The 21335-nt window shown below is 58.9% G+C and carries 16 protein-coding genes and 1 tRNA gene; 14 read left to right on the top strand and 3 right to left on the bottom strand.

Features of this window, described 5'->3' with window-relative positions:
• The first annotated feature begins 2 nt into the window (after positions 1-2).
• The 4 genes from F506_RS07120 (at position 3) to dnaG (ending at position 4053) form a co-directional block, all read left to right on the top strand.
• Positions 3-1211 carry a BaiN/RdsA family NAD(P)/FAD-dependent oxidoreductase gene (locus tag F506_RS07120; RefSeq protein WP_053196124.1) on the top strand — a complete coding sequence of 403 codons (1209 nt, stop codon included), beginning with the start codon at positions 3-5 and terminating at the stop codon, positions 1209-1211.
• Positions 1212-1369: 158 nt separating this feature from the next.
• A complete protein-coding gene (rpsU, locus tag F506_RS07125) occupies positions 1370-1582 on the top strand; it encodes a 30S ribosomal protein S21 (RefSeq protein ID WP_005665410.1) in 213 nt (70 codons plus the stop codon).
• Positions 1583-1764: 182 nt separating this feature from the next.
• The gene (locus F506_RS07130) at positions 1765-2214 is read left to right on the top strand and encodes a GatB/YqeY domain-containing protein (protein ID WP_053196127.1); all 450 of its coding nucleotides are present in this window, start codon (positions 1765-1767) and stop codon (positions 2212-2214) included.
• Between the two features lie 24 nt (positions 2215-2238).
• Entirely contained in the window at positions 2239-4053 is a 1815-nt protein-coding gene (gene dnaG / locus F506_RS07135; RefSeq protein WP_053196129.1) for a DNA primase, read from the top strand.
• 276 nt (positions 4054-4329) lie between these two features.
• Here the strand turns inward: dnaG and F506_RS23620 are convergent, their stop codons facing one another.
• Positions 4330-4812: a hypothetical protein gene (locus F506_RS23620; RefSeq protein ID WP_235471578.1), complete on the bottom strand. Its 483-nt coding sequence runs from the start codon at positions 4810-4812 to the stop codon at positions 4330-4332.
• On the opposite strand from F506_RS23620, the gene rpoD reads away from it, so the two are divergent.
• The 6 genes from rpoD to F506_RS07165 all read left to right on the top strand — a co-directional run bounded on the left by rpoD (position 4727) and on the right by F506_RS07165 (position 12758).
• Positions 4727-6949: an RNA polymerase sigma factor RpoD gene (gene rpoD, locus F506_RS07140; RefSeq protein WP_235471414.1), complete on the top strand. Its 2223-nt coding sequence runs from the start codon at positions 4727-4729 to the stop codon at positions 6947-6949. The two genes, F506_RS23620 and rpoD, sit on opposite strands and share 86 nt — an antisense overlap.
• A gap of 33 nt (positions 6950-6982) precedes the next feature.
• A tRNA-Ile gene (locus F506_RS07145) sits at positions 6983-7061 on the top strand.
• Between the two features lie 128 nt (positions 7062-7189).
• Entirely contained in the window at positions 7190-7789 is a 600-nt protein-coding gene (locus F506_RS07150) for a TetR/AcrR family transcriptional regulator (protein WP_053196133.1), read from the top strand.
• A 119-nt stretch (positions 7790-7908) separates the two neighbouring features.
• Entirely contained in the window at positions 7909-8937 is a 1029-nt protein-coding gene (locus F506_RS07155; protein WP_053196135.1) for an NADP-dependent oxidoreductase, read from the top strand.
• A gap of 514 nt (positions 8938-9451) precedes the next feature.
• Positions 9452-10558, top strand: a complete 1107-nt coding sequence (locus tag F506_RS07160) for a porin (protein WP_053196137.1) — start codon at positions 9452-9454, stop codon at positions 10556-10558.
• A 358-nt stretch (positions 10559-10916) separates the two neighbouring features.
• Complete coding sequence (locus F506_RS07165) at positions 10917-12758, top strand: Lcl C-terminal domain-containing protein (protein WP_144424007.1); 1842 nt, start codon at positions 10917-10919, stop codon at positions 12756-12758.
• Between the two features lie 124 nt (positions 12759-12882).
• Here F506_RS07165 and F506_RS07170 read toward each other — a convergent pair whose 3' ends face one another.
• Both F506_RS07170 and zwf read right to left on the bottom strand, forming a co-directional pair.
• Positions 12883-14844, bottom strand: a complete 1962-nt coding sequence (locus F506_RS07170; protein ID WP_053196140.1) for a glucokinase — start codon at positions 14842-14844, stop codon at positions 12883-12885.
• A gap of 122 nt (positions 14845-14966) precedes the next feature.
• Positions 14967-16442 (bottom strand): glucose-6-phosphate dehydrogenase, encoded by a 1476-nt coding sequence (zwf, locus tag F506_RS07175; protein ID WP_053196142.1) that lies wholly within the window; start codon positions 16440-16442, stop codon positions 14967-14969.
• 251 nt (positions 16443-16693) lie between these two features.
• On the opposite strand from zwf, the gene F506_RS07180 reads away from it, so the two are divergent.
• The 4 genes from F506_RS07180 to F506_RS07195 all read left to right on the top strand — a co-directional run bounded on the left by F506_RS07180 (position 16694) and on the right by F506_RS07195 (position 21149).
• Positions 16694-17947, top strand: coding sequence for an ABC transporter substrate-binding protein (locus F506_RS07180; RefSeq protein ID WP_053196144.1), 1254 nt, complete (start codon positions 16694-16696; stop codon positions 17945-17947).
• 175 nt (positions 17948-18122) lie between these two features.
• The gene (locus F506_RS07185) at positions 18123-19082 is read left to right on the top strand and encodes a carbohydrate ABC transporter permease (protein ID WP_053196146.1); all 960 of its coding nucleotides are present in this window, start codon (positions 18123-18125) and stop codon (positions 19080-19082) included.
• Complete coding sequence (locus F506_RS07190) at positions 19072-19971, top strand: carbohydrate ABC transporter permease (RefSeq protein ID WP_053196148.1); 900 nt, start codon at positions 19072-19074, stop codon at positions 19969-19971. Before F506_RS07185 ends, F506_RS07190 begins: the two co-directional genes overlap by 11 nt.
• A 29-nt stretch (positions 19972-20000) precedes the next feature.
• A complete protein-coding gene (locus F506_RS07195) occupies positions 20001-21149 on the top strand; it encodes an ABC transporter ATP-binding protein (RefSeq protein WP_053196150.1) in 1149 nt (382 codons plus the stop codon).
• Positions 21150-21335 lie beyond the last annotated feature (186 nt).

Here is a 21335-nt window from a genome sequence, read left to right on the forward strand (position 1 = left end):
GCATGAACCAAACTTTCGATGTAGCAGTAATCGGCGCCGGCGCCGCCGGCATGATGTGCGCCGCCGTGGCCGGACAGCGCGGCAAGTCGGTGGTGCTGATCGATCATGCGTCCAAGCTTGCCGAGAAGATCCGCATCTCCGGCGGCGGCCGTTGCAACTTCACCAACATCGGCGCGACGCCGCAGAACTTCCTCTCGCAAAACCCCCATTTCTGTAAAAGCGCCTTGTCGCGCTACACGCCGCAGGACTTCCTCTCGCTGGTCAAGCGCTACCAGATCAGCTTCCATGAGAAGCACAAGGGTCAGTTGTTCTGCAACGACTCGTCCGAAGAAATCATCGCCATGCTCAAGGCCGAATGCGATTCGGGCAACGTCGAGTGGCGCATGCCGTGCGGCGTGGCGGCGATCGGCAAGGACGGCGAGCTGTTCCGGCTGGACACCGATGCCGGCGAAATCCTGGCGCGCCATGTGGTGATCGCCACGGGCGGCCTGTCGATTCCCAAGATCGGCGCCACCGACTTTGCCTATCGCATCGCCAAACAGTTCGACATCAAGCTGGTCGAGACGCGTCCGGGCCTGGTGCCGCTGACCTTCGACGGCGCCGGCTGGCAGCCTTTCGTCGACCTGGCCGGCATTGCGCTGGAGGTCGAGGTGGAGACCGGCGTCAAAAAGGAGCGCGGCTATTTCCTCGAAGACCTGTTGTTTACGCACCGCGGCCTGTCCGGTCCGGCGATCCTGCAGATTTCCAGCTTCTGGCAGCAGGGCGCCTCGCTGACGCTGAACCTGCTGCCGCAGATCGACGTCGCCGATACCCTCATCGAAGGCAAGACCACGCTCAAGAAAAACCTCGGCAACCTGCTGGGACAATGGCTGCCGGCGCGGCTGGCTGACGGTTTGCTCAAGGCCAACGGATTCGACGGCGCGGCGCGCATCGCCGACATGCCGGACAAGCAATTGCGCCAGGTGGGCGAAGCGCTCAACCGCTGGACCATCAAGCCGAACGGCTCGGAAGGTTACCGCAAGGCCGAAGTCACCATGGGCGGCATCGACACGCGCGAGCTGTCGCAGCAGAGCATGATGGTCAACAAGGTGCCGGGGCTGCATTTCATCGGCGAGGCGGTCGACGTGACCGGCTGGCTGGGCGGCTACAACTTCCAGTGGGCCTGGGCGTCGGGCGTGGCGGCGGGGCAGGCGATTGAAGCCATTGAATAGGGGTGTATGTTTCCGGCACGCATCCCAAATCGTTGATTTATTTGGTTTTTTTGGCCGCGGGTTGGAAAAAAGCCACGGTAAAGCTTCCATTTGCCACTTCGGTCTGCTAAAATCGCGTTCTTTCCGTATCCAACCTAACCTCTTTGGTTTGAATCTACATGACCACTATTCGTCTTAAAGAAAACGAGCCGTTCGAAGTCGCCATGCGCCGCTTCAAGCGCACTATTGAAAAAACCGGTCTGTTGACCGAGTTGCGCGCGCGCGAGTTTTACGAAAAGCCGACAGCAGAACGCAAGCGCAAGCTGGCAGCTGCAGTGAAGCGCCACTACAAGCGCATCCGCAGCCAGCAACTGCCTAAGAAGCTGTACTAAGAAATTCCCGTCGCGCCGCTTCGGCGTGCGCGACCACGTTAAACCCGCTCTGGCTCAAACCACAGCGGGTTTTCGCTTTTCCGCATCTCGTGCGGCTCGGTTTTGAATCTGTTTTGAATCCGATGATGGCGCCGCCGTGCTTATGCTAGGCTCAGAGAGCCGTACTATTTCTGGAGAATGCAATGGGTCTGAAAGAGCAAATCACCGAAGACATGAAGGCAGCGATGCGCGCCAAAGAGGCTGCCAGGCTGGGTACGATTCGCCTGATCACCGCGGCGATGAAGCAAAAGGAAGTCGATGAGCGCGTCGAGCTGGATGACGCGATGGTGCTGGCGATCATCGACAAGATGGTCAAGCAGCGCAAGGATTCCATCAGCCAGTTCGAAGCTGGCGGTCGCCAGGATCTGGCCGATATCGAGAAGGCCGAGCTGGCCATTCTGACCACTTACATGCCGGCCGGCCTGTCCGACGACGAGATCAAGGCTGAAGTGCAGGCCGCTGTCGCCGCCACCGGCGCCGCCGGTCCGCAGGACATGGGCAAGGTCATGGGCGTGTTGAAGCCGAAGCTGGCCGGGCGCGCCGACATGACCGCCGTATCCGCTCTGGTCAAGGCCGCCTTGACCGCCGCCTGAATCTTGTCAGGACGCTAACTCCCGGTGATTCCACAGTCGTTCATTCAGGATTTGCTCAACCGCGTCGATATAGTCGATGTGGTTGGCAAGTATGTGCAGCTCAAAAAGGGCGGCGCCAACTTCATGGGCCTGTGCCCGTTCCATAACGAAAAATCGCCGAGCTTCACGGTCAGTCCGACCAAGCAGTTCTATCACTGCTTCGGCTGCGGCGCGCATGGAACGGCTATCAGTTTCCTGATCGAATACTCCGGCCTGGGTTTTGTCGAGGCGGTCAAGGATCTGGCCCAGGGCGTCGGCATGACGGTGCCGGACAACGACGACCGCATCCCGCCGGCGCAGCGCGCCGAGCAGCAGGCCAAGACCATGGCCCTGTCGGATGCGATGTCGGCAGCATGCGATTTTTATCGCCAGCAATTGCGCGCCGCACCGAACGCCGTCGAGTATCTGAAGGGGCGCGGCCTGACCGGCGAAATCGCCGCCAGGTTTGGTCTCGGCTATTCGCCTGATGAATGGGACAGCCTGCGCAAAGTGTTTCCGGACTATGAGGTGCCGGCGCTGGTCGAGGCCGGCCTGGTGATCGACAAGAGCGACGAGGAGGGCGGCCAGCGCATGGGCCGCAAGCGCTACGACCGCTTCCGTCATCGCGTCATGTTTCCGATCCGCAATACCAAGGGCCAGGTCATTGGCTTCGGCGGCCGCGTCATGGACGGCGGCGAACCGAAGTACTTGAACTCCCCGGAAACGCCGCTATTTCAAAAGGGCAGCGAGCTGTACGGTTTGTTCGAAGCGCGCCAGGCGATCCGCGAAGCGGGCTACGTGCTGGTGACCGAAGGTTACATGGATGTGGTGGCGCTGGCGCAGCTGGGTTTTCCGCAGGCGGTGGCGACCTTGGGGACGGCGTGCACGCCGATCCACGTGCAGAAATTATTGCGTCAGACCGACGAAGTGGTGTTCAGCTTCGACGGCGATTCGGCCGGACGTCGTGCCGCTCGGCGCGCGCTCGACGCTTGCCTGATACATGCCTCGGACAACAAGATCATCAAGTTCCTGTTCTTGCCGAAGGAGCACGATCCGGACAGCTATGTGCGTGAAAAAGGCGCCGAAGCATTCGAGCAGCAAATCAAGGAAGCGATGCCGTTGTCGCAGTTCCTGATCAAGGAAGTGGTCGGCGACAACGACATGACCACGCCGGAAGGCCGTGCCCGCGCGCAGTTTGACGCCAAGCCGATGCTGCAGGCCTTGCCGCCGTCGTCCTTGCGTCTGCAGATCGTGCGCAGCCTGGCGCAGGTGACGCAGACCACGCCCGCCGAAATCGAGGCGCTGTTCGAACTGTCCAATCCGGTGGTGCAGGCCGTCGCACGCCGGGCGCCGCCGCCGCGCAGCAAGCGTATGGCGCCGGTCGGGCTCGAGCGCCAGATCGTGCGGCTGCTGGTGGCGCATCCGGCCTTGTCGAGCGACCTGGATGACGACACCCTGGTCGTGGTCGGTCACCATGCGCCGGATCATGCGCAGATGGTGACGCAACTGGTTGAGGCATGCCGCAGCATGGGCGAGCAGGCCAATTTCGCGACGCTGGTCGAATTGCTGCGCGATGGCGGAGCGGATTTTGAAAGCCTGATCGCTGAAATCGCGGCGGAAACCGAGGCCGAGTCCGAATTCGATGTCGTCCGGCAAGAAATGGCCGGCGCGGTGCGTCAGATGAAAATGCGCCAGGTCGAGGATGAGATGACGCAGTTGTCGATCGCCGGCCTGAGAGATGAAGCTGCCCAAAGCCGCTACCGCGAATTGATGCAGCGGAAGGAACATCTGAAACGTCTCACGGGAGCCGATTTCGGATGATTTTGAGAGGTGTTGAGGGACGATCGGGGCTGGATGTTACGCAGGATTGCCTTGATCTCCGGGAAAAACACCCTATATATGGTATAATCTAGGGCTTTAATTCCGCGGCGAAACATAACTCGTGATGCGGCAAAGATTCATTGAACCATCGGTCCATAGAGCGAATGAAGGCAAATAAGCCATCGCATGGACAAGAAATGCAGGGGACGAAAGATTTAGGAACGTTGCGCGGGCAAATCGTATCCAAGTGATATGAAATGCAGGAAGAGCATGGTTTTATTGGCGCAATGAGTTTGACTCACTTGGCTTTGATTCTATGGCAGATGCAATGAAGAAAACCGCAAAAACTCCGACACCTTCCGCTAAAAACACCAAGCCGGCCGTCAAGCCGGCAAGCAAGTCGACCCCCGTATCACGATCGGTCCCGAAGAAAACAGCTGCTGCAAAGCCCACCGGCAAAGCAACGGCGACGGCAGTAAGGGCAACAAGCTCGCCGGCGAAAGCTGCATTGACAGCCTCGGCGAAAAAAACCAGTGCCAAACCTGCTTCTACGGCGGTTCGCGCTGCAGCGCCGGTAATCGCCAAAGCGACTACCAAGGCGGCTGCAACGCCAACGAAGAAGAACTTATCTGAAGCCAGCGTCAAGCCGGCTTCTGTGCAATCGAAAGCTTCTGTGACAACCAAGAAACCTGAACCGAAAACCGCTAAGCCTGCCGTCAAAGCAGCAGCCAAGAGCGAAGCCAAAGACGTCAGCGTCATGATCGCGCCTGGCGTCAGCCAGACGACCGACGCCGCCGCACTGGCAGCCATCGACACGTCCGGCTACATTTTGCCGTCCGTCAAGGTGCCCGGCCGCCGTGGCCGCAAGCCGAAGGAATTCCAGCCCGAGAACGACGAAATCGCCGCGTTGAACGCCGTCGAGCGCGCTGAACTCAAGGCCGTCGACAAGGCCAAGGCCAAGGACCGCAAGGCCAAGGAAAAGGCGCTGCTGAAAGACGCGTTTTCGTCCGATACCGAAGCCACCGAAGAAGAACTCGAGCGTCGCCGCCAAAAGCTCAAGACCCTGATCAAACAGGGTAAGGAGCGCGGCTACCTGACCTTCTCCGAAATCAACGATCACCTGCCGGAAAACATCGTCGACCCGGAAGCGATCGAAGGCATCATCGGCACCTTCAATGACATGGGCATCTCCGTGTATGAACACGCGCCTGATGCTGAAACATTGCTGCTGTCCGACAATGTCGCCAACGTCGCCAGCGACGATGATGCAGAAGCCGCGGCCGAAGCAGCGCTGTCGACCGTCGACTCCGATTTCGGCCGCACCACCGACCCGGTCCGCATGTACATGCGTGAAATGGGCTCGGTCGAACTGCTGACCCGCGAAGGCGAAATCGAAATCGCCAAGCGCATCGAAGACGGCCTCAAGGACATGATCCAGGCGATCTCGGCTTGTCCGACCACGATCGCCGAAATTCTGGTTGCCGCCGACAAGATCTCGAAAGATGAAATCAAGGTCGACGAAATCGTCGACGGCCTGGTTGACATGAGTGAAGGCGAAGTCGTTGTCGCCGCAGCTTCGGATGAAGAAGACGAAGAGGACGACGAAGAAGACGGCGAGGAAGAGGAAGAAGAAGGCGAAAGCAATAATTCCGGCGCGGCAGGTTTCTCGGCCGAGCAGCTGGAACAGCTCAAGCGCGATGCGCTGGGCAAGTTCGCCACCATCTCGACCCAGTTCGACAACATGCGCAAGGCCTTCGAGAAAGAAGGCTACAACTCCAAGCCGTACGTCAAGGCGCAGGAAATCATTTCCAACGAGTTGCTGGGCATTCGTTTCACCGCCAAGGTCGTGGAAAAGCTGTGCGACACGCTGCGTGCGCAAGTCGACGAAGTGCGCCAGATCGAGCGCCAGATCCTCGACGTCGCCGTCAACAAGTGCAACATGCCGCGCGCGCATTTCATCAAGGTTTTCCCGGGCAACGAAATCAACCTGGACTGGGTTGACGGCGAAGTCAGCGGCAACCACGCCTATAGCGTCGTGCTGGCCCGTAACGTGCCGGCCATCAAGGAACTGCAACAGAAGCTGATCGACCTGCAAGCGCGCGTCGTGCTGCCGCTGCCGGACCTGCGTGGCATCAACAAGAAGATGGGCGCCGGCGAGAAGAAGGCGCGCATGGCCAAGCGTGAAATGACCGAGGCCAACCTGCGTCTCGTGATCTCGATCGCCAAGAAGTACACCAACCGCGGCCTGCAATTCCTCGATCTGATCCAGGAAGGCAACATCGGCCTGATGAAGGCAGTGGACAAGTTCGAATACCGTCGCGGCTACAAGTTCTCGACCTATGCCACATGGTGGATCCGTCAGGCCATCACGCGTTCGATCGCCGACCAGGCGCGCACCATCCGTATCCCGGTGCATATGATCGAAACCATCAACAAGATGAACCGCATCTCGCGTCAGATCCTGCAGGAAACAGGTGCAGAACCCGATCCGGCGACGCTGGCCATCAAGATGGAAATGCCGGAAGACAAGATCCGCAAGATCATGAAGATCGCGAAGGAACCGATCTCCATGGAAACGCCGATCGGCGACGACGACGATTCGCACCTGGGCGACTTCATCGAGGACAACAACACCTTGGCCCCGGCCGATGCAGCGTTGCACGCGTCGATGCGCGGTGTGGTCAAGGACATCCTCGACTCCCTGACGCCACGCGAAGCCAAGGTGCTGCGCATGCGTTTCGGCATCGAAATGTCGACCGACCACACCCTGGAAGAAGTCGGCAAGCAATTCGACGTCACGCGTGAGCGCATTCGTCAAATAGAGGCAAAAGCGCTGCGCAAGCTGCGCCATCCTTCACGCTCCGACAAGCTGAAGAGCTTCCTGGAAGGTAACTAAGTCAGAGCGGGATCCCGGTCCCGGTCAGACTCAGGCCCCCTAGCTCATGCTTGGTTAGAGCAGCGGACTCATAATCCGTTGGTGCCGTGTTCGACTCACGGGGGGGCCACCAGCAATATCAAGGGCTTACGGTAAAACGTAAGCCCTTTTTTGTGGGCATTTAGTTTTATCTCGACAGTGAAAATCTCATTCCAAAGATTTTTGTAGACGACCGGTCTAATCATTGGTTAAGATGCGTGCATGACCACCTCCACCCCTGATCTGCGCCAGCACATGCTCGACGTCGCCAAGTCCCTGATGTTGGAAAAGGGCTTCACGGCGGTCGGGCTGACGGAGTTGCTGGCGGCTGCGAAGATCCCCAAAGGCTCCTTCTATCACTACTTCGCGTCCAAGGAAGCTTTTGGCGACGCCTTGCTGACCTGGTATTTCACCGGTCACCATGCGCAGCTCGATGTCTTGCTGGGCGGTCGCGATCCGGCGGCGCAACGGCTGATGCGTTACTGGCAGTACTGGCTTGATACCCAGACCGGCGACGATCCCGATCAGCGCTGCCTGGCGGTCAAGCTCAGCGCCGAGGTCGCGGATCTGTCAGAAAGCATGCGCGCGACGCTGGAGTGGGGCACGCGCGGCATTATCGATCGCGTCATGCGCTGTATCGGTGAAGGCAAGGCCGATCAATCCTTGCAGGTAACGCAAGACCCCGCCGCGCTGGCGGCAACGCTGTATCAGTTATGGCTGGGCGGCAGCCTGATGGTCAAGATCAGTCGCAATCGCGGTCCGCTGGACACGACAATGGCGAGCACCCGGCAATTGCTGGGGCTTCCAGATTCGCCGGGCTGATTCCGTATTTATAGTGGCCGCCAATATGCGGAAGTGTTTGGCGGCCTTTTATTTGTCTTATTTGTAGACGACCGGTCTATTAATATTGAAATTCATCCGCTTATTGAAAGGAGAAATTTATGCCGCAATACCCCCTGCTCAATCGCCGCGTCGTGCTGGCGCATCGTCCGGATGGGGCGCCGCTCCCCCGGGACTTTCGCCTGGAGGAGGTCGCCATTCCCGCACCTTCGGATGGACAGTTGCTGTTGCAGACCGTATATCTTTCACTCGACCCTTACATGCGCGGCCGCATGAGCGACGCCGCTTCTTACGCACCGCCGCTGGCGCCGGGTGATGTCATGGTGGGAGGCACCGTCAGTCGCGTCGTGGATTCCCGTCATCCGCAATTCCGCAAGGGAGAACTGGTGCTGGGCTTCGACGGCTGGCAGGAATACGCCTTATCCGACGGCAGCGATCTGACTCGGCTCGGCGATGCCGCCCATCCTTCTTATGCATTGAGTGTACTGGGCATGCCCGGTTTCACTGCCTATCACGCACTACTCAAGATCGGCCAACCCATCCCCGGGGAAACGGTGGTCGTAGCGGCGGCCAGCGGCGCCGTGGGTTCGGTGCTCGGGCAAATCGGGAAGATAAAGGGCGCGCGCGTGATCGGCATCGCCGGCGGGGCGGACAAATGCCGTTACGTCGTTGATGAACTCGGCTTTGACGCCTGTCTGGACCGGCGCGATCCGGACTTTGCGCGGAAGCTGGCTGAAGCATGCCCGGACGGAATCGACATCTATCACGAGAGCGTCGGCGGTGCGGTGTTCGACGCCGTGCTGCCGCTGCTCAATGATCATGCGCGCGTTCCGGTATCGGGATCGATCGCTCATTACAATGAAACAGGGGTGTCGTCTGCTCCCGACCGCTTGCCTCAGTTGCTGAGTGCGCTGGTGTTTCGGCGCATCCGGGTGCAGGGATTCATCATTCTTGATCACTATGCCGACGGCTACGAGGAATTTCAGCGCGACATGAGTGAGTGGGTTGCCGCCGGGCGGGTCAAGCTGAAGGAAGATGTCGTGGCTGGCATCGAGAATGCGCCGGCAGCCTTCATCGGTTTGCTGGAAGGATGCAATTTCGGCAAGGTGGTGGTGCGCGTCGCCGACTGATCGCGTGGTATCGCAAGCTTGTTTTTCTTGTTCTCTATATAGAAGGCCCGGCAGTTTGTCGGGCCTTCGCTTTTTGTGCTGTCCGGAGAAGCTTCGGATGCGATTCCTTTGTTGTCAGCAGGTACCACGCCCTCTGCCGCAAAAATCATCCTGTCCGGAAAGACTAAGTTCGCACCGGCAACACACTCAAACCAAAAATGTAGTTTTAAAACTAAGGATAAGTAGCAAAGCTACTTGTAGCATTAGTACACATATTCCTCATTCAAGAGCCTCCAAACTGTTGTAATTCCCAATAAATCTATTGAATCTATGTAGTTGCGGTAAAAAAATCGTGGAAAATAATTTTTTAATGTGTAGAATTAAATAAAATTTTTAGTAAAACTACATAAAATGTAGAGAGGCAAAAAGAAACACAGCCATCACATGGATGTGTGGAAACAATGCCCATAAAAAGAATTCGAGTGCAATGCTCGAAAAATAGTGGAAGTCCCCACAAGCAAATTTAGGAGATGAAATGAAAAAAGCATCAAAAGTCGCATTCATTGCGAAGCCGCTCGCTATTGCTGCCGTCATGGCCGGCGCATGCGCAAGCGCTCAGGCTCAGACTAACGTCACCATCTACGGCCGTATCGACGCCGGTATCAATTACCAAAGCAACCAGGCCGGCGCCAATGGCAGCCGCGGCAGCAAATGGGGTATTGACGGCAACGAATGGGGCACCAGCATGTTCGGCTTCAAGGGCAACGAAGATCTGGGCGGCGGTCTGAAAGCAATTTTCACACTGGAAAACGGTTTTGACGCATCGACCGGTCAGGTCAACGGCGGTTCGGGTCTGTGGACACGTCGTTCCTTCGTCGGCCTGAGCGGCTCGGCCGGTACCCTGAAAATGGGTAAAGACCTGGCAATCCAAAGCGATCCGATCTGGGCGCTGGATCCGACCGGCCAGCAAGCGCTGAGCACGGCGACACTGGTCAAGGAACGCAACTGGCCGCAAACCAACAACATGGTCAGCTATGAATCGCCAAACTTCGGCGGCTTCACTGCAACCGTGATGCACGGCTTCGGCGAGGCAGCAGGTTCCTTCACGAAGGGTGTGCCGACAGCGCCAGGCGTCGTTTCCAATAACGGCAGCCGCGATGGTATTTCGCTGGCGTATGTGCAGCCGACCTATGAACTGCGCGCCATCTATGACGTGCAACGCGACACCAACGGCCAATATTCGACACTGTTCGCTTCTTCCAAAGAGCTGACACTGGGCGGCACCGTGACCATCGACAAGCTGAAACTGTTCGCCGGTTATGAAAACCTGCGTGCCAATTCCGTTGCGACAGGTTCGCCTGATCGCGCCAACCACTACTGGCTCGGCGCGAACTACCAGATCACTCCGGCTCTGACCCTGATCGGCGCGGCATACCACGTGAACGTGAACGCGGGTGTCGGTAGCGCGAACCTGTTCGTCGTTGGCGGCAACTACAGCCTGTCCAAGCGCACTTTGCTGTACGCGACCGTCGGTACCGTTCGTAACGGCGCCAACTCCGACTTCTCGGTCGAATACGGCGGCGGCGGCATCAAGGGCCAAAACCAGAACGCGTTCTACACTGGCATCAGCCACTCGTTCTAATGCAAGACAAGCCCGGGATCGCGTGATTCCGGCAACCTCCTCGCGGGCATGATTCCATCGTTAATAGTTGCGATGGAATCGTCCCGCGCAGGTCTGCAGCAAACGTGCTGTACTTTAGTCGGGCGGCACACGTAACGCAGAGTAGTCGTAGGTGTAGTGACATCCTGAGGAACTCCCCCTCTTGGCCCGTTCGATGTTGAGCGGGCTTTTTTATTGGCTCGATGCGTTGCACGTGGGCGGGTTTCCTTCCGCAAGTTTCCCGGCACTACCTTTCCTGCACCCGATGCCGTATATTCAGCGCACGGCGATAGCCGGGGTTGGCATATGACAAGGCGAAATACTCGGGGGAGGTGCTGTGTTGAAAAGCTATCGCAAGATCGGATTTGCATTCCTGCTTTTGGCGGCTGTTTTGTTGACGGCGTGTGCGACGACACATCAGAAAAGCGACAAACCGTTGCTCCCCGGTGCGGAGTGGCGTATTACCCGTACCGTCAACGGAACAAGGCAACCGGTGATGGATGCGCCGAAATGGTCGTCCGAGAATGAACTCACCCTGTTAGACGATGCAACCGGTTTGCTGTGGAGCAAGAGATCTTTCGCGCTACCGGTCGGCAAGACTTTCGAAGACGCCCGAAGTTATTGTAAAAGCTTGGGCGGACCAGAGATGCAGATCCCCACGAGGCAGCAACTGCAGACGCTCGTTAACTACAAATATGCCAACCCGGTCGTTGACCACGATCGTCTGCCTGGCATCCGTTCGGGCCCCTATTGGACTGCGACGCCATCCGATATCAACGGCGCCGACAAGGATTCGTATTGGCTCATCGACTTCCTTGACGGGAGAAGTTTTTCCAGAAACGCAAAGGGCAATCTGGCCGGTGTTCTGTGCGTCGCAGACTTTTACGAGGCCAAACCAGACAGTCATTACACCGACCGGGGAAGCTGGGTCGAAGACAATGCCACCGGACTGGGATGGCAAAAGCAGACGGTGCATGCCAACGACGCCAATGCCCTGGCGGATGCTTGTCTCGGATCGGGCCTGGGCGGCAAGCGCTGGCGCGTCCCTGCGCAGCATGAACTTCTGAGCCTGGTGAGCGCAGGGCAAAGCCGTCCTTACCTCGATCCGCTCTTTTCGGGCGAGCTGTACCTGAGCAGCAGTACGGCAGACTTGCACCGCGTCGGTTCGGATTTTTATGGCGTGGACTTCCAGCGCGGAGTGACTGTCCCTGGCGACGGCATGCACACACGCTGCGTTTCCCAGTGGCCCGACAACAAGATGACAGGGCGCACCTACGAGGGGAGCGTGTTCATTGATGCGTCCAACATCGACGACGCAAACCGTCAGCTGCAATTGTTCGAGACAGGACACTATCGAAAAATCCACGGGGACCTGTACATTCACGGTCCGGTCGCGGCTGTCATCCTGCCATATCTGGAAGAGGTGACGGGGAGCATAAGCGTCGACCGAAGTGCGAAAATTCACACCGTCGCTATACCTTTCCTGACGACGATCGGCGGGGAACTCAGCGCCGTTGGCAATGCCGCTCTGGATCGCCTCGTATTTCCAGGGCTCGCGGGAATTGGCGGCAATCTGACGTTGATCAAGAATGCGAATCTCGGCAGCAAGCAAGAGCAGATACCCCTGAACGACGAAATTGTTGAACCTTTCGACTTCCGTTCATTGAAAACGATCGGTGGGGACGTCAGCATCCAGGCCCACCAGCAACTCAAGATGCTCTCGATCACCTCTCCGATATCGGTCGGGAAAAGTGTGAGCATTGGGGATAATCCGCAACTGCGGACGATTCGGATGACTTCGCTGGCTTTGATCGGTCAGTCCTGCGGACCGGGTAGCGGTGACTGCGGCAGTCTCGAGATACTGTCGAACATGCGATTGGCGTCAGTGGACTTCGCGTCGCTGAAAACCATCGTTGCAGGTTTCTCCGTACGCGGTAATCCTGAGCTCAAGGATGTTCAGGAAAGGATAGATCGTATCGGTACCGGGTTGGTGGCGCAATATAACCGCAAGTTGTGCGCTCGCACGGTGCTTGATCGCATTCTCCTGCGCACCTGGAACAGCGGGCATTTTCCTGGCGGTGTCACCATTACTGATAATGATCCTGCGCCGGAATGCAAAACTGCATGCAGCGATCGGGACCATTGCACAATTCCCCACGCCAAGGCAGTGCCGCGTCGTTGAAGCAGGCTTCGGTGCTCTTCAAAGAAAAACCGGCAAGCCCAACAGGCCTTGCCGGTTTGTTTTTATGTGGAAGCCCGGTACTGCATCTGCAGCCAGGCTTCCTGTCTCCGCCGCTTCCCTGGTGCTACTTGGTGTGCGAAATCAGATTGGGTTTGTTGCCTTCGTCGCCGTGCTTTTCCACCGGATGATCGTCGGCTGCCGAGACTTTGTCGCCGATGACGTCGTGCGTCGAGGCGATGTGCGCCAAGATGCCGCGCTTGGCCTGGCGCTGGAGCTCTGCGAACGGGCTCGAGCGGTTCAGCGACACGCCCACTGCCAGCACGTCTACCAGCAACAGCAGCAGGATGCGCGACACCATCGGGATGTGCATCATGCTGCCTTCATCGTGCTCGACCGCCAGCGTGTAGTCGGCGCGCTTGGCCAATTGCGAATTGCTCGGCGCCAGCGCGATGATGGTGGCGCCGGAGTTCACCGCGACTTCGACCGTGGTTGCCAGATGGCGCAGGCGGCCCGAGTTGGAGATGATGACCGCGACGTCGGTGTTCTTCAGCAGCGAGGCCGAGACTTCCTGCAATTGCGGATCGGTGTAGGCGGTCGACGGAATGCCGAGGCGGAAGAATTTCTGTTGCGCGTCTTCCGCCACCAGGCCGCAGCTGCCGAAGCCGTAGAACTCCACGCGCGTGGCGTGACTCAGCACTTCGATGACCTTGCTCAGCGTGTCCGCATTGAGGCTGTCGCGGACTTCCATCATCGCGGCGATGGTGTTGTCGACCACCTTCACGCCAACGTCCAGCGCGGAGTCGCCGACATGTACCTGGCTGTGCGCGACCGGCACGGTGCCGGTGACGCCCGAGGCCAGTTTCAGTTTGAAATCGGCCAGACCCTGGCAACCCATGGTGCGGCAGAAACGGATCACGGTCGGCTGGCTGACATTGGCGCGGCGGGCGATTTCCGAAATCGGTTCGCTCATGACCGCGCGCGGATGCGCCAGGATCAGGCTGGCCACGCGTTCTTCGGCCGGCGAGAACTGCGAGCGCGCCTTGCGGATGCGTTCCAGGAACGGCACCGCATTGCCGCCGCCGAGACGCTCCGCCAGAATCGCGGCGACGCCGACGAACGCCGGGTAAGGCGCGGTGATGACGAAAGTCGGGATCTTTTGCATGTAGGCGTCGAAGCGCCCCTTGCTTTCAAAGCGTGCGCGGAAGGCCGAGCGCGCAAAGTAGTCGCCCAGGTGCGGCACCACGCCGCCGCCGATGTAGATGCCGCCCAGCGTGCCGAGCGTGACTGCGACATTCGACGCCAGCGTGCCGAGCATGCCGCAGAAGCAGTCGACCACTTCCAGGCACAGCGGGTCTTTCTGGTTCAGTGCGCGGTCGACGATTTGCGGCGCCGACAGTTCTTCCGGATTGCTGATCTTGTTGATTTCGCACAAGGCGCCGTAAATCATTTCCAGGCCGGGGCCGGAGATCAGGCGTTCAGCCGAGACGTGCTTATAAGTGCGCCAGCAATATTGCAGGATCGCCGCTTCTTTTTCATCGGCCGGCGAGAACGACACGTGACCGCCTTCGCTGCCCAGCGCGATCCAGCGTCCTTCGCTCGGGATCAGGCCGCCGACGCCGAGGCCGGTGCCGGCGCCGACCAGCCCGATCACGCCGCCTTCCAGTCCCTGTCCGCCGCCGATCTGCACGCAATGCGATTGCTCCAGATGCGGCAGCGCCATCGACAGCGCGGTGAAATCGTTGACCACCAGCAGCGTATCGAGGCCGAGCAGCTTGCGCGTCTCTTCAATCGAAAACGCCCAATGATGATTGGTCATCTTGATGTGGTCGCCTTGCACCGGATTGGCGATCGCGATCGCCGCATGGTGGATCGCCGGATGTTCATTGGTTTCCAGGTAAGCCTTGGCGGCCTGCGAAAACTCCGCATAGTCGGCGCAACGCAAGGTCTGGATCGTATCTATCTGTCCGGGAGCGCGTTCCAGCGCGAAGCGCGCGTTGGTGCCGCCGATGTCAGCCAACAAACGCGGACCATCCATAAAGGTGTTCGACGGGTTGTAGCTGCCATGTATGAGCGATGCTGAAGACATGTAGTAAAACTTTCCGAAAAAAAACTGTTGTGCGTATCGGTGAGACTGTGCGCGGTCGAACTATGCGGTGCTTTTATTTTTGGTGGGCGTATATTAGCTCGCTTTGCGCAAATCCGTGGCCATCACCGGTCTTCTGGCCAGTGCGCGCCGGCGCGGGACATCATCGCCGACGATGCACTGGGTCCCCAACTTCCAGCAAGATAAGATTTCGGCAGCGCAGCAGTGCTCTGCCAATGGTTCAACAATGGTTCCACCCAGCGCCATGCCGCTTCCTGCTCATCGCGCCGCACGAACAGCGCGAGGTTGCCGCGAATCACGTCCAGCAGCAGGCGCTCGTAAGCATCCGCTCGCTTTTGCTTGAAGGCCTGGTCGAAAGCCAGGTCCAGCGCCACCGGCTGTATCGTCATGCTGTCGCCGGGTTGCTTGGCGAAGCAGTGCAACTGTATCGATTCCTCGGGCTGCAGGCGGATCACCAGCCGGTTGCTGCTTTCCACGCCTTGCGGCATCGGCAGGATCGCGTGCGGGATCGGCTTGAAGGTGATCACGATCTCCGCGGTGCGTTCAGCAAGCCGCTTGCCGGTGCGCAGGAAAAACGGCACGCCGGCCCAGCGCCAGTTGTTGATCTCGGCATGCAGCGCGATGAAGCTCTCGGTCTTCGACTGCGGCGAAATCCCGGCTTCCTGGTGATACCCGCCGACCGCCTGGCCGCGCACCGCGCCGGCGGCGTACTGGCCGCGCACGGCGCGGGTTTCCAGGTCGTCGCGGCTGAACGGCCTGAGCGCGCGCAGCACGCGCACTTTCTCATCCCGTATAGCATTGGCATCAAGCGAAGTCGGAGGTTCCATCGCCACCATGCACAGCAGCTGCAGCAAATGGTTCTGCACCATGTCGCGCAAGGCGCCGGTGCCGTCGTAGAACTCGCCGCGGCCTTCCACGCCGAGCTGCTCGGCGATGGTCAGTTGCACGTGCTCGATCGACTCGCGCCGCCACAGCGGTTCAAACAGGCTGTTGGCAAAACGTAACGCCAGCAAGTTCTGTACCGACTCCTTGCCCAGGTAGTGATCGATGCGATAGATCTGGTCTTCGGCGAACACCCGCGCCACGGCGTCGTTGATCGCGCGGGAAGACGCCAGATCGTGGCCGAGCGGCTTTTCCAGCACCACGCGGGCGTTGTCCAGCGCAATGCTGCTGGCGGCCAGGTGGTTGCAGATGGGTTCGAACAGTTTCGGCGACGTCGCCAGGTAATACACCGTGACGGCCTGGTTGTTCAGTTGTTCGCCGAGCAACGCGTAGTCCGCGGCGCGGGTCGCGTCCAGCGCCACATAAGTAACGCGGCGCAAAAAACTTTGCCATTGGTCGGCGTTCTTATTGGCAATGCCTTCGCCGACATGCGGGCCGGCCTGGGTGTGAACCCAGTCAAGATAGGACTCCTGATTCAAGTCCTGCTTGGCGACGCAAATGATGCGGCCGTCCTGATGCAATTTGCCATCAAGATGCGCGGAGAACAACGCCGGAAGAATCTTCCGCATTGCCAGGTCGCCTGTCGCTCCAAACAGGACGAAATTGAACAAGCATGCTTCTTCTTGTATGACTTGCATGAGATTTCTATGTAATTAAACAAAACTTATATTGCAATGTTACTGTAGCATTACTACAATTACAAGCGAGCGACGGGAGTTCGTCCTAATAATTAAATTTATTAAGGCAATTTTTGTAGTTTTACTAAAGTGATGTTAACAAAGAGTGTTCCAAAAACACCGCCGTACCAACAGCAAGTTCTCTTCCCCAGGGAACCAAGACCTTGCCGCGGTGCAAGCCGACGGCAATTTTTCAAACACAGGAGATAAAAATGATGTTGAAGCACGCCATTAAAAAAAGTCTGATCGCCACCAGCCTGATCGCAGCTTCCACCGTAGCGTATGCCGCGGAAGTGGAAGTGCTGCATTACTGGACCTCCGGCGGTGAGGCAAAATCGGTTGCCGAGCTGAAAAAAATCATGGAAGCCAAGGGAGTGACCTGGAAGGATTTCGCGGTCGCCGGCGGCGCAGGCGAAAACGCCACGACCGCGCTGAAGGCGCGCGTCATCGCCGGCAGCCCTCCGACAGCCGCCCAGATCAAGGGACCTGCAATTCAAGAGTGGGGCCAGGAAGGCGTGTTGGCCAACATCGACTCTGCCGCAACTGCCGGCAAGTGGGATTCCCTGCTGCCGAAGTCGGTCTCCAGCGTGATGAAGTACCAGGGCCACTATGTCGCCGCACCAGTCAACGTTCACCGCGTCAACTGGCTGTGGATCAACCCGGACGTGCTGAAGAAAGCCGGCGCCAAGACGCCGACGACCTGGGATGAATTCTTCGACGCAGCAGAAAAGATCAAGAAAGCCGGCTTCGTCGCCGTTGCGCATGGCGGTCAGCCATGGCAAGACGCCACCGTGTTTGAAACCGTCGCCCTCGGCGTCGGCGGCGCCGACTTCTACCAGAAGGCCCTGGTGAAACTGGATCAGACAGCCCTGACCAGCGCCAACATGGTCAAGACCTTCGACACGCTGGGCAAGATCAAGACCTACATCGACAAGGATTCCGCAGGCCGCGATTGGAACCTGGCGACTGCCATGGTCATCAACGGCAAGGCCGGCATGCAATTCATGGGCGACTGGGCCAAGGGCGAGTTCACCACCGCCGGCAAGCAACCAGGCAAGGACTACCTGTGCGTAGCAGCACCGGGCACCGACAAGTCCTATACCTTCAACATCGACTCGATCGCGATGTTCAAGGTCAAGAATCCTGATTCGCAAAAGGCCCAGCTGACCTTGGCAACCGCCATCATGAGCCCTGAGTTCCAGGAAGTCTTCAACCTGAACAAGGGTTCGATCCCGGTCCGTCCTGATATCCCACGCGGCAAGTTCGACAGCTGCGCCACCAAGTCGATGGACGACTTCGCCGCATCGAGCAAGGCCAATACCCTGGAGCCAAGCATGGCCCACGGCATGGCTGTCAGCTCGGCAGCGCAAGGCGCGATGTTTGACGTGATTGCCAAGTTCATGAACTCCAACATGACTTCGCAAGCCGCCGTGCAAGCGCTGGCAAAAGCAGCTAAAACTCAGTAAGCAATAAGAAGTAATCAGAAGCAGTGTAATAAGGCCTGTCTCGCAGCACGCTCCGGCGTGTTTGCGGACAGGGTATTTACGGGGCGGGCGCAGCGGTCGGGCGCCCATCATCGTGAAAGGCCGGCAGGATTGTTTGACCGGTTTCGCGATACCTCCCCGGGTTCAGGAGACATGCATGTCCAATTCAACAGTTTCCCTGTCGTCGACCGGCACCCACAGTAGCAAAGCCGCACCCCAGTCCCGGCGCAGTGGAAAATTCGCCGCGCTGGCCGACAACTGGCTGCCGCGCCTGGTCTTATCACCGACCATCATTTTGTCGCTGGTCTTTGTCTACGGCTTCATCGCACTCACCGGCTATCTGTCGCTGACCAATTCGCGCCTGATGCCCAACTACGAATTCGCCGGCTTCGACCAATACACCAGACTGTTCGCGCTCGACCGCTGGTGGACCGCCGCCAGCAACCTCGGCATCTTCGGCGGCCTGTTCATCCTGCTGTGCCTGGCCATCGGCCTGTTCATGGCGATCCTGCTGGACCAGAAGATCCGCGCCGAAGGCGCACTGCGCGCCGTCTACCTGTATCCGATGGCGCTGTCCTTCATCGTCACCGGCGCCGCCTGGAAATGGATTCTCAATCCCGGCCTCGGCCTGGAAAAAATGATGCATGACTGGGGCTTCCTCAACTTTCATTTCGACTGGCTGGTCAATTCCGACATGGCGATCTACACCGTGGTCATCGCCGGAGTGTGGCAGTCGTCCGGCTTTGTGATGGCGCTGTTCCTCGCAGGTCTGCGCGGCATCGATGACTCCATCATCAAGGCTGCCATGGTCGACGGTGCCAGCTTGCCGACCATCTATCGCCGCATCGTCATTCCGGCGCTACGTCCGGTGTTCTTCAGCGTGCTGCTGGTACTCGGCCACATCGCCATCAAGAGCTTCGACCTGGTGATGGCGCTGACCGCCGGCGGACCCGGCAACTCGTCGGACTTGCCGGCGATCTTCATGTATCAGTTCTCCTTCACGCGCGGACAGCTCGGCCTCGGCGCCGCGTCCGCCGTGATGATGTTGGCGACCGTGCTGGCCGTGCTGGTGCCTTTGATGTACCTGGAAACGAAAGGAACCCGCAATGGCCGTTGATACCTTCGCTCCCAAAGGGGGCCCGAACCAGGAGCGCAAGCCGCTCACCATCGGCCGCGTGCTGATCTACATCCTGCTGGTGCTGGTGGCGCTGTACTACCTCGCGCCGCTGTACGTGATGATCACCACCTCGCTCAAGTCGCTCGACGAAATCCGCACCAGCAACCTGCTGGCGCCGCCGATGGCGCCGACAGTTGCCGCCTGGGGCAAAGCCTGGGATACAGCTTGCACCGGCGTCGACTGCGGCGGCCTCGCGCCATTCTTCTGGAATTCGCTGAAGATGACGATCCCGGCCGTGCTGATCTCCACCCTGATCGGCTCGCTCAACGGCTACGTGCTGGCGCACTGGCGCTTCCGCGGATCGGAGGCGCTGTTCGCGGCACTGATGGTCGGCTGCTTCATCCCGTTCCAGGTGGTGATCCTGCCGATGGCGCGTCTGCTGGGCATGTTCGACCTGGCCAATACGACGCCCGGCCTGATCTTCGTCCATATCGTCTACGGCATTGCGTTCACGACGCTGTTCTTCCGCAACTACTACGTGACCGTGCCGGAAGAGCTGGTCAAGGCGGCGCGCATCGATGGCGCCGGTTTCTTCCTGACTTACCGCAAGATCATCTTCCCGCTGTCGCTGCCGATTTTCATGGTGTGCTTCATCTGGCAGTTCACGCAGATCTGGAACGACTTCCTGTTCGGCGTGGTGTTCGGCGGCTCGGATGCAAAACCGGTGACCGTAGCGCTCAACAACCTGGTCAACACCTCGACCGGCGTGACCGAGTACAACGTCAACATGGCAGCGGCGATCATCGCTGCGCTGCCGACGCTGCTGGTGTACATCCTCGCTGGTAAATACTTTGTGCGTGGTTTGACTGCCGGCGCAGTCAAAGGCTAAAAGAAGAATCTATTTGGAGAAGTAAGAGAATGGCAAGCTTATCAATTCGCAACGTGCGCAAGGTTTACCCGAACGGTAATGAAGTCCTCAAGGGCATCGACCTCGAAATCGAAGACGGCCAGTTCCTGATCCTGGTCGGCGGCTCCGGCTGCGGCAAGTCGACGCTGCTCAACATGATCGCAGGCTTGGAGAGCGTGTCCGAAGGCGAGATCATGATCGGCGACCGCGTCGTCAACAACGTCGCCCCGAAAGAGCGCGACATCGCCATGGTGTTCCAGTCCTACGCGCTGTACCCGACCATGACCGTGCGCGAAAACATTTCCTTCGGCCTCGGCATCCGCAAGATCCCCAAAGCCGAACAAAAGGAAATCGTCGAGCGCGTCGCCAACATCCTGCAGATCACCCATCTGCTGGACCGCAAGCCGGCGCTGCTCTCGGGCGGCCAACGCCAGCGTGTCGCTATGGGCCGCGCCATCGCACGCGATCCTTCGCTGTTCCTGTTCGACGAACCGCTGTCGAACCTGGACGCCAAGCTGCGCGTCGAAATGCGCGCCGAAATCAAGCGCATGCACCAGCGCCTGGGCAGCACCATCGTCTACGTCACGCATGACCAGATTGAAGCGATGACCCTGGGCGACCGCATCGCCGTCATGAAGGACGGCGTGGTCCAGCAGTTCGGCAGCCCCCAAGAAATTTACGACTCGCCAAGCAACCTGTTCGTGGCCGGCTTCATCGGCTCGCCGTCGATGAACTTCCTGCGCGGCAAGCTCACCACTGACGGCACCGCCCCTGCATTCGAACTGGAGCATGGCGGCCAGAAGACTTTGCTGAGCCTGCCGCTGAACGGCAACGCCGATGCGGTTTCCAAATGGGTGGGTCGCGACATCGTGCTCGGCATTCGTCCGGAACACGTGACCGACGCCATGAGCGCTCGCAACGGAGATCCGCTGAGCAACGGCCACGGCGGCAACTACCGTCCGACCGAAGTCAGCTGCACCGTCGAACTGACCGAGCCGACCGGCCCGGATACTCTGGTGGTGGCGCGCTTCAACGATGCGCCGGTGACTTGCCGCACGCATCCGCGCGCAGGCGCTTTGCCGAATGAGCCGTTGAAGCTGGCGTTCGATCTGACCAAGGCCTTGTTGTTTGATCCGGCTTCGGAGCAGCGGATCGCTTGACGTGTTGGGTAGATAAAAGAAGCCCCGCGACAGTGATGTTGCGGGGCTTTTTTCTGATGTGTTGAGGAGCGCCAATTTTAGTTAAAAACTCCTCAGTGGGTCCAGTATCGTGGGGTGTTGAGCTTGTCCTTTTTCGAATTCATGATAGTGCATCGAATAGGAGTCGCTAGATTCGGTCTTTGCCAG

The organism is Herbaspirillum hiltneri N3 (genome assembly GCF_001267925.1).
GTDB classification, from domain to species: domain Bacteria; phylum Pseudomonadota; class Gammaproteobacteria; order Burkholderiales; family Burkholderiaceae_D; genus Herbaspirillum; species Herbaspirillum hiltneri.

What these genes read in the sequence shown, in the direction of transcription:
- F506_RS07120 (WP_053196124.1), top strand. Translation starts at nt 3, where the DNA reads ATGAACCAAACTTTCGATGTAGCAGTAATCGGCGCCGGCGCCGCCGGC.
- rpsU (WP_005665410.1), top strand. Translation starts at nt 1,370, where the DNA reads ATGACCACTATTCGTCTTAAAGAAAACGAGCCGTTCGAAGTCGCCATG.
- F506_RS07130 (WP_053196127.1), top strand. Translation starts at nt 1,765, where the DNA reads ATGGGTCTGAAAGAGCAAATCACCGAAGACATGAAGGCAGCGATGCGC.
- F506_RS23620 (WP_235471578.1), bottom strand. Translation starts at nt 4,812, where the DNA reads ATGACGCTGACGTCTTTGGCTTCGCTCTTGGCTGCTGCTTTGACGGCA.
- F506_RS07150 (WP_053196133.1), top strand. Translation starts at nt 7,190, where the DNA reads ATGACCACCTCCACCCCTGATCTGCGCCAGCACATGCTCGACGTCGCC.
- F506_RS07155 (WP_053196135.1), top strand. Translation starts at nt 7,909, where the DNA reads ATGCCGCAATACCCCCTGCTCAATCGCCGCGTCGTGCTGGCGCATCGT.
- F506_RS07160 (WP_053196137.1), top strand. Translation starts at nt 9,452, where the DNA reads ATGAAAAAAGCATCAAAAGTCGCATTCATTGCGAAGCCGCTCGCTATT.
- F506_RS07170 (WP_053196140.1), bottom strand. Translation starts at nt 14,844, where the DNA reads ATGTCTTCAGCATCGCTCATACATGGCAGCTACAACCCGTCGAACACC.
- zwf (WP_053196142.1), bottom strand. Translation starts at nt 16,442, where the DNA reads ATGCAAGTCATACAAGAAGAAGCATGCTTGTTCAATTTCGTCCTGTTT.
- F506_RS07180 (WP_053196144.1), top strand. Translation starts at nt 16,694, where the DNA reads ATGATGTTGAAGCACGCCATTAAAAAAAGTCTGATCGCCACCAGCCTG.
- F506_RS07185 (WP_053196146.1), top strand. Translation starts at nt 18,123, where the DNA reads ATGTCCAATTCAACAGTTTCCCTGTCGTCGACCGGCACCCACAGTAGC.
- F506_RS07190 (WP_053196148.1), top strand. Translation starts at nt 19,072, where the DNA reads ATGGCCGTTGATACCTTCGCTCCCAAAGGGGGCCCGAACCAGGAGCGC.
- F506_RS07195 (WP_053196150.1), top strand. Translation starts at nt 20,001, where the DNA reads ATGGCAAGCTTATCAATTCGCAACGTGCGCAAGGTTTACCCGAACGGT.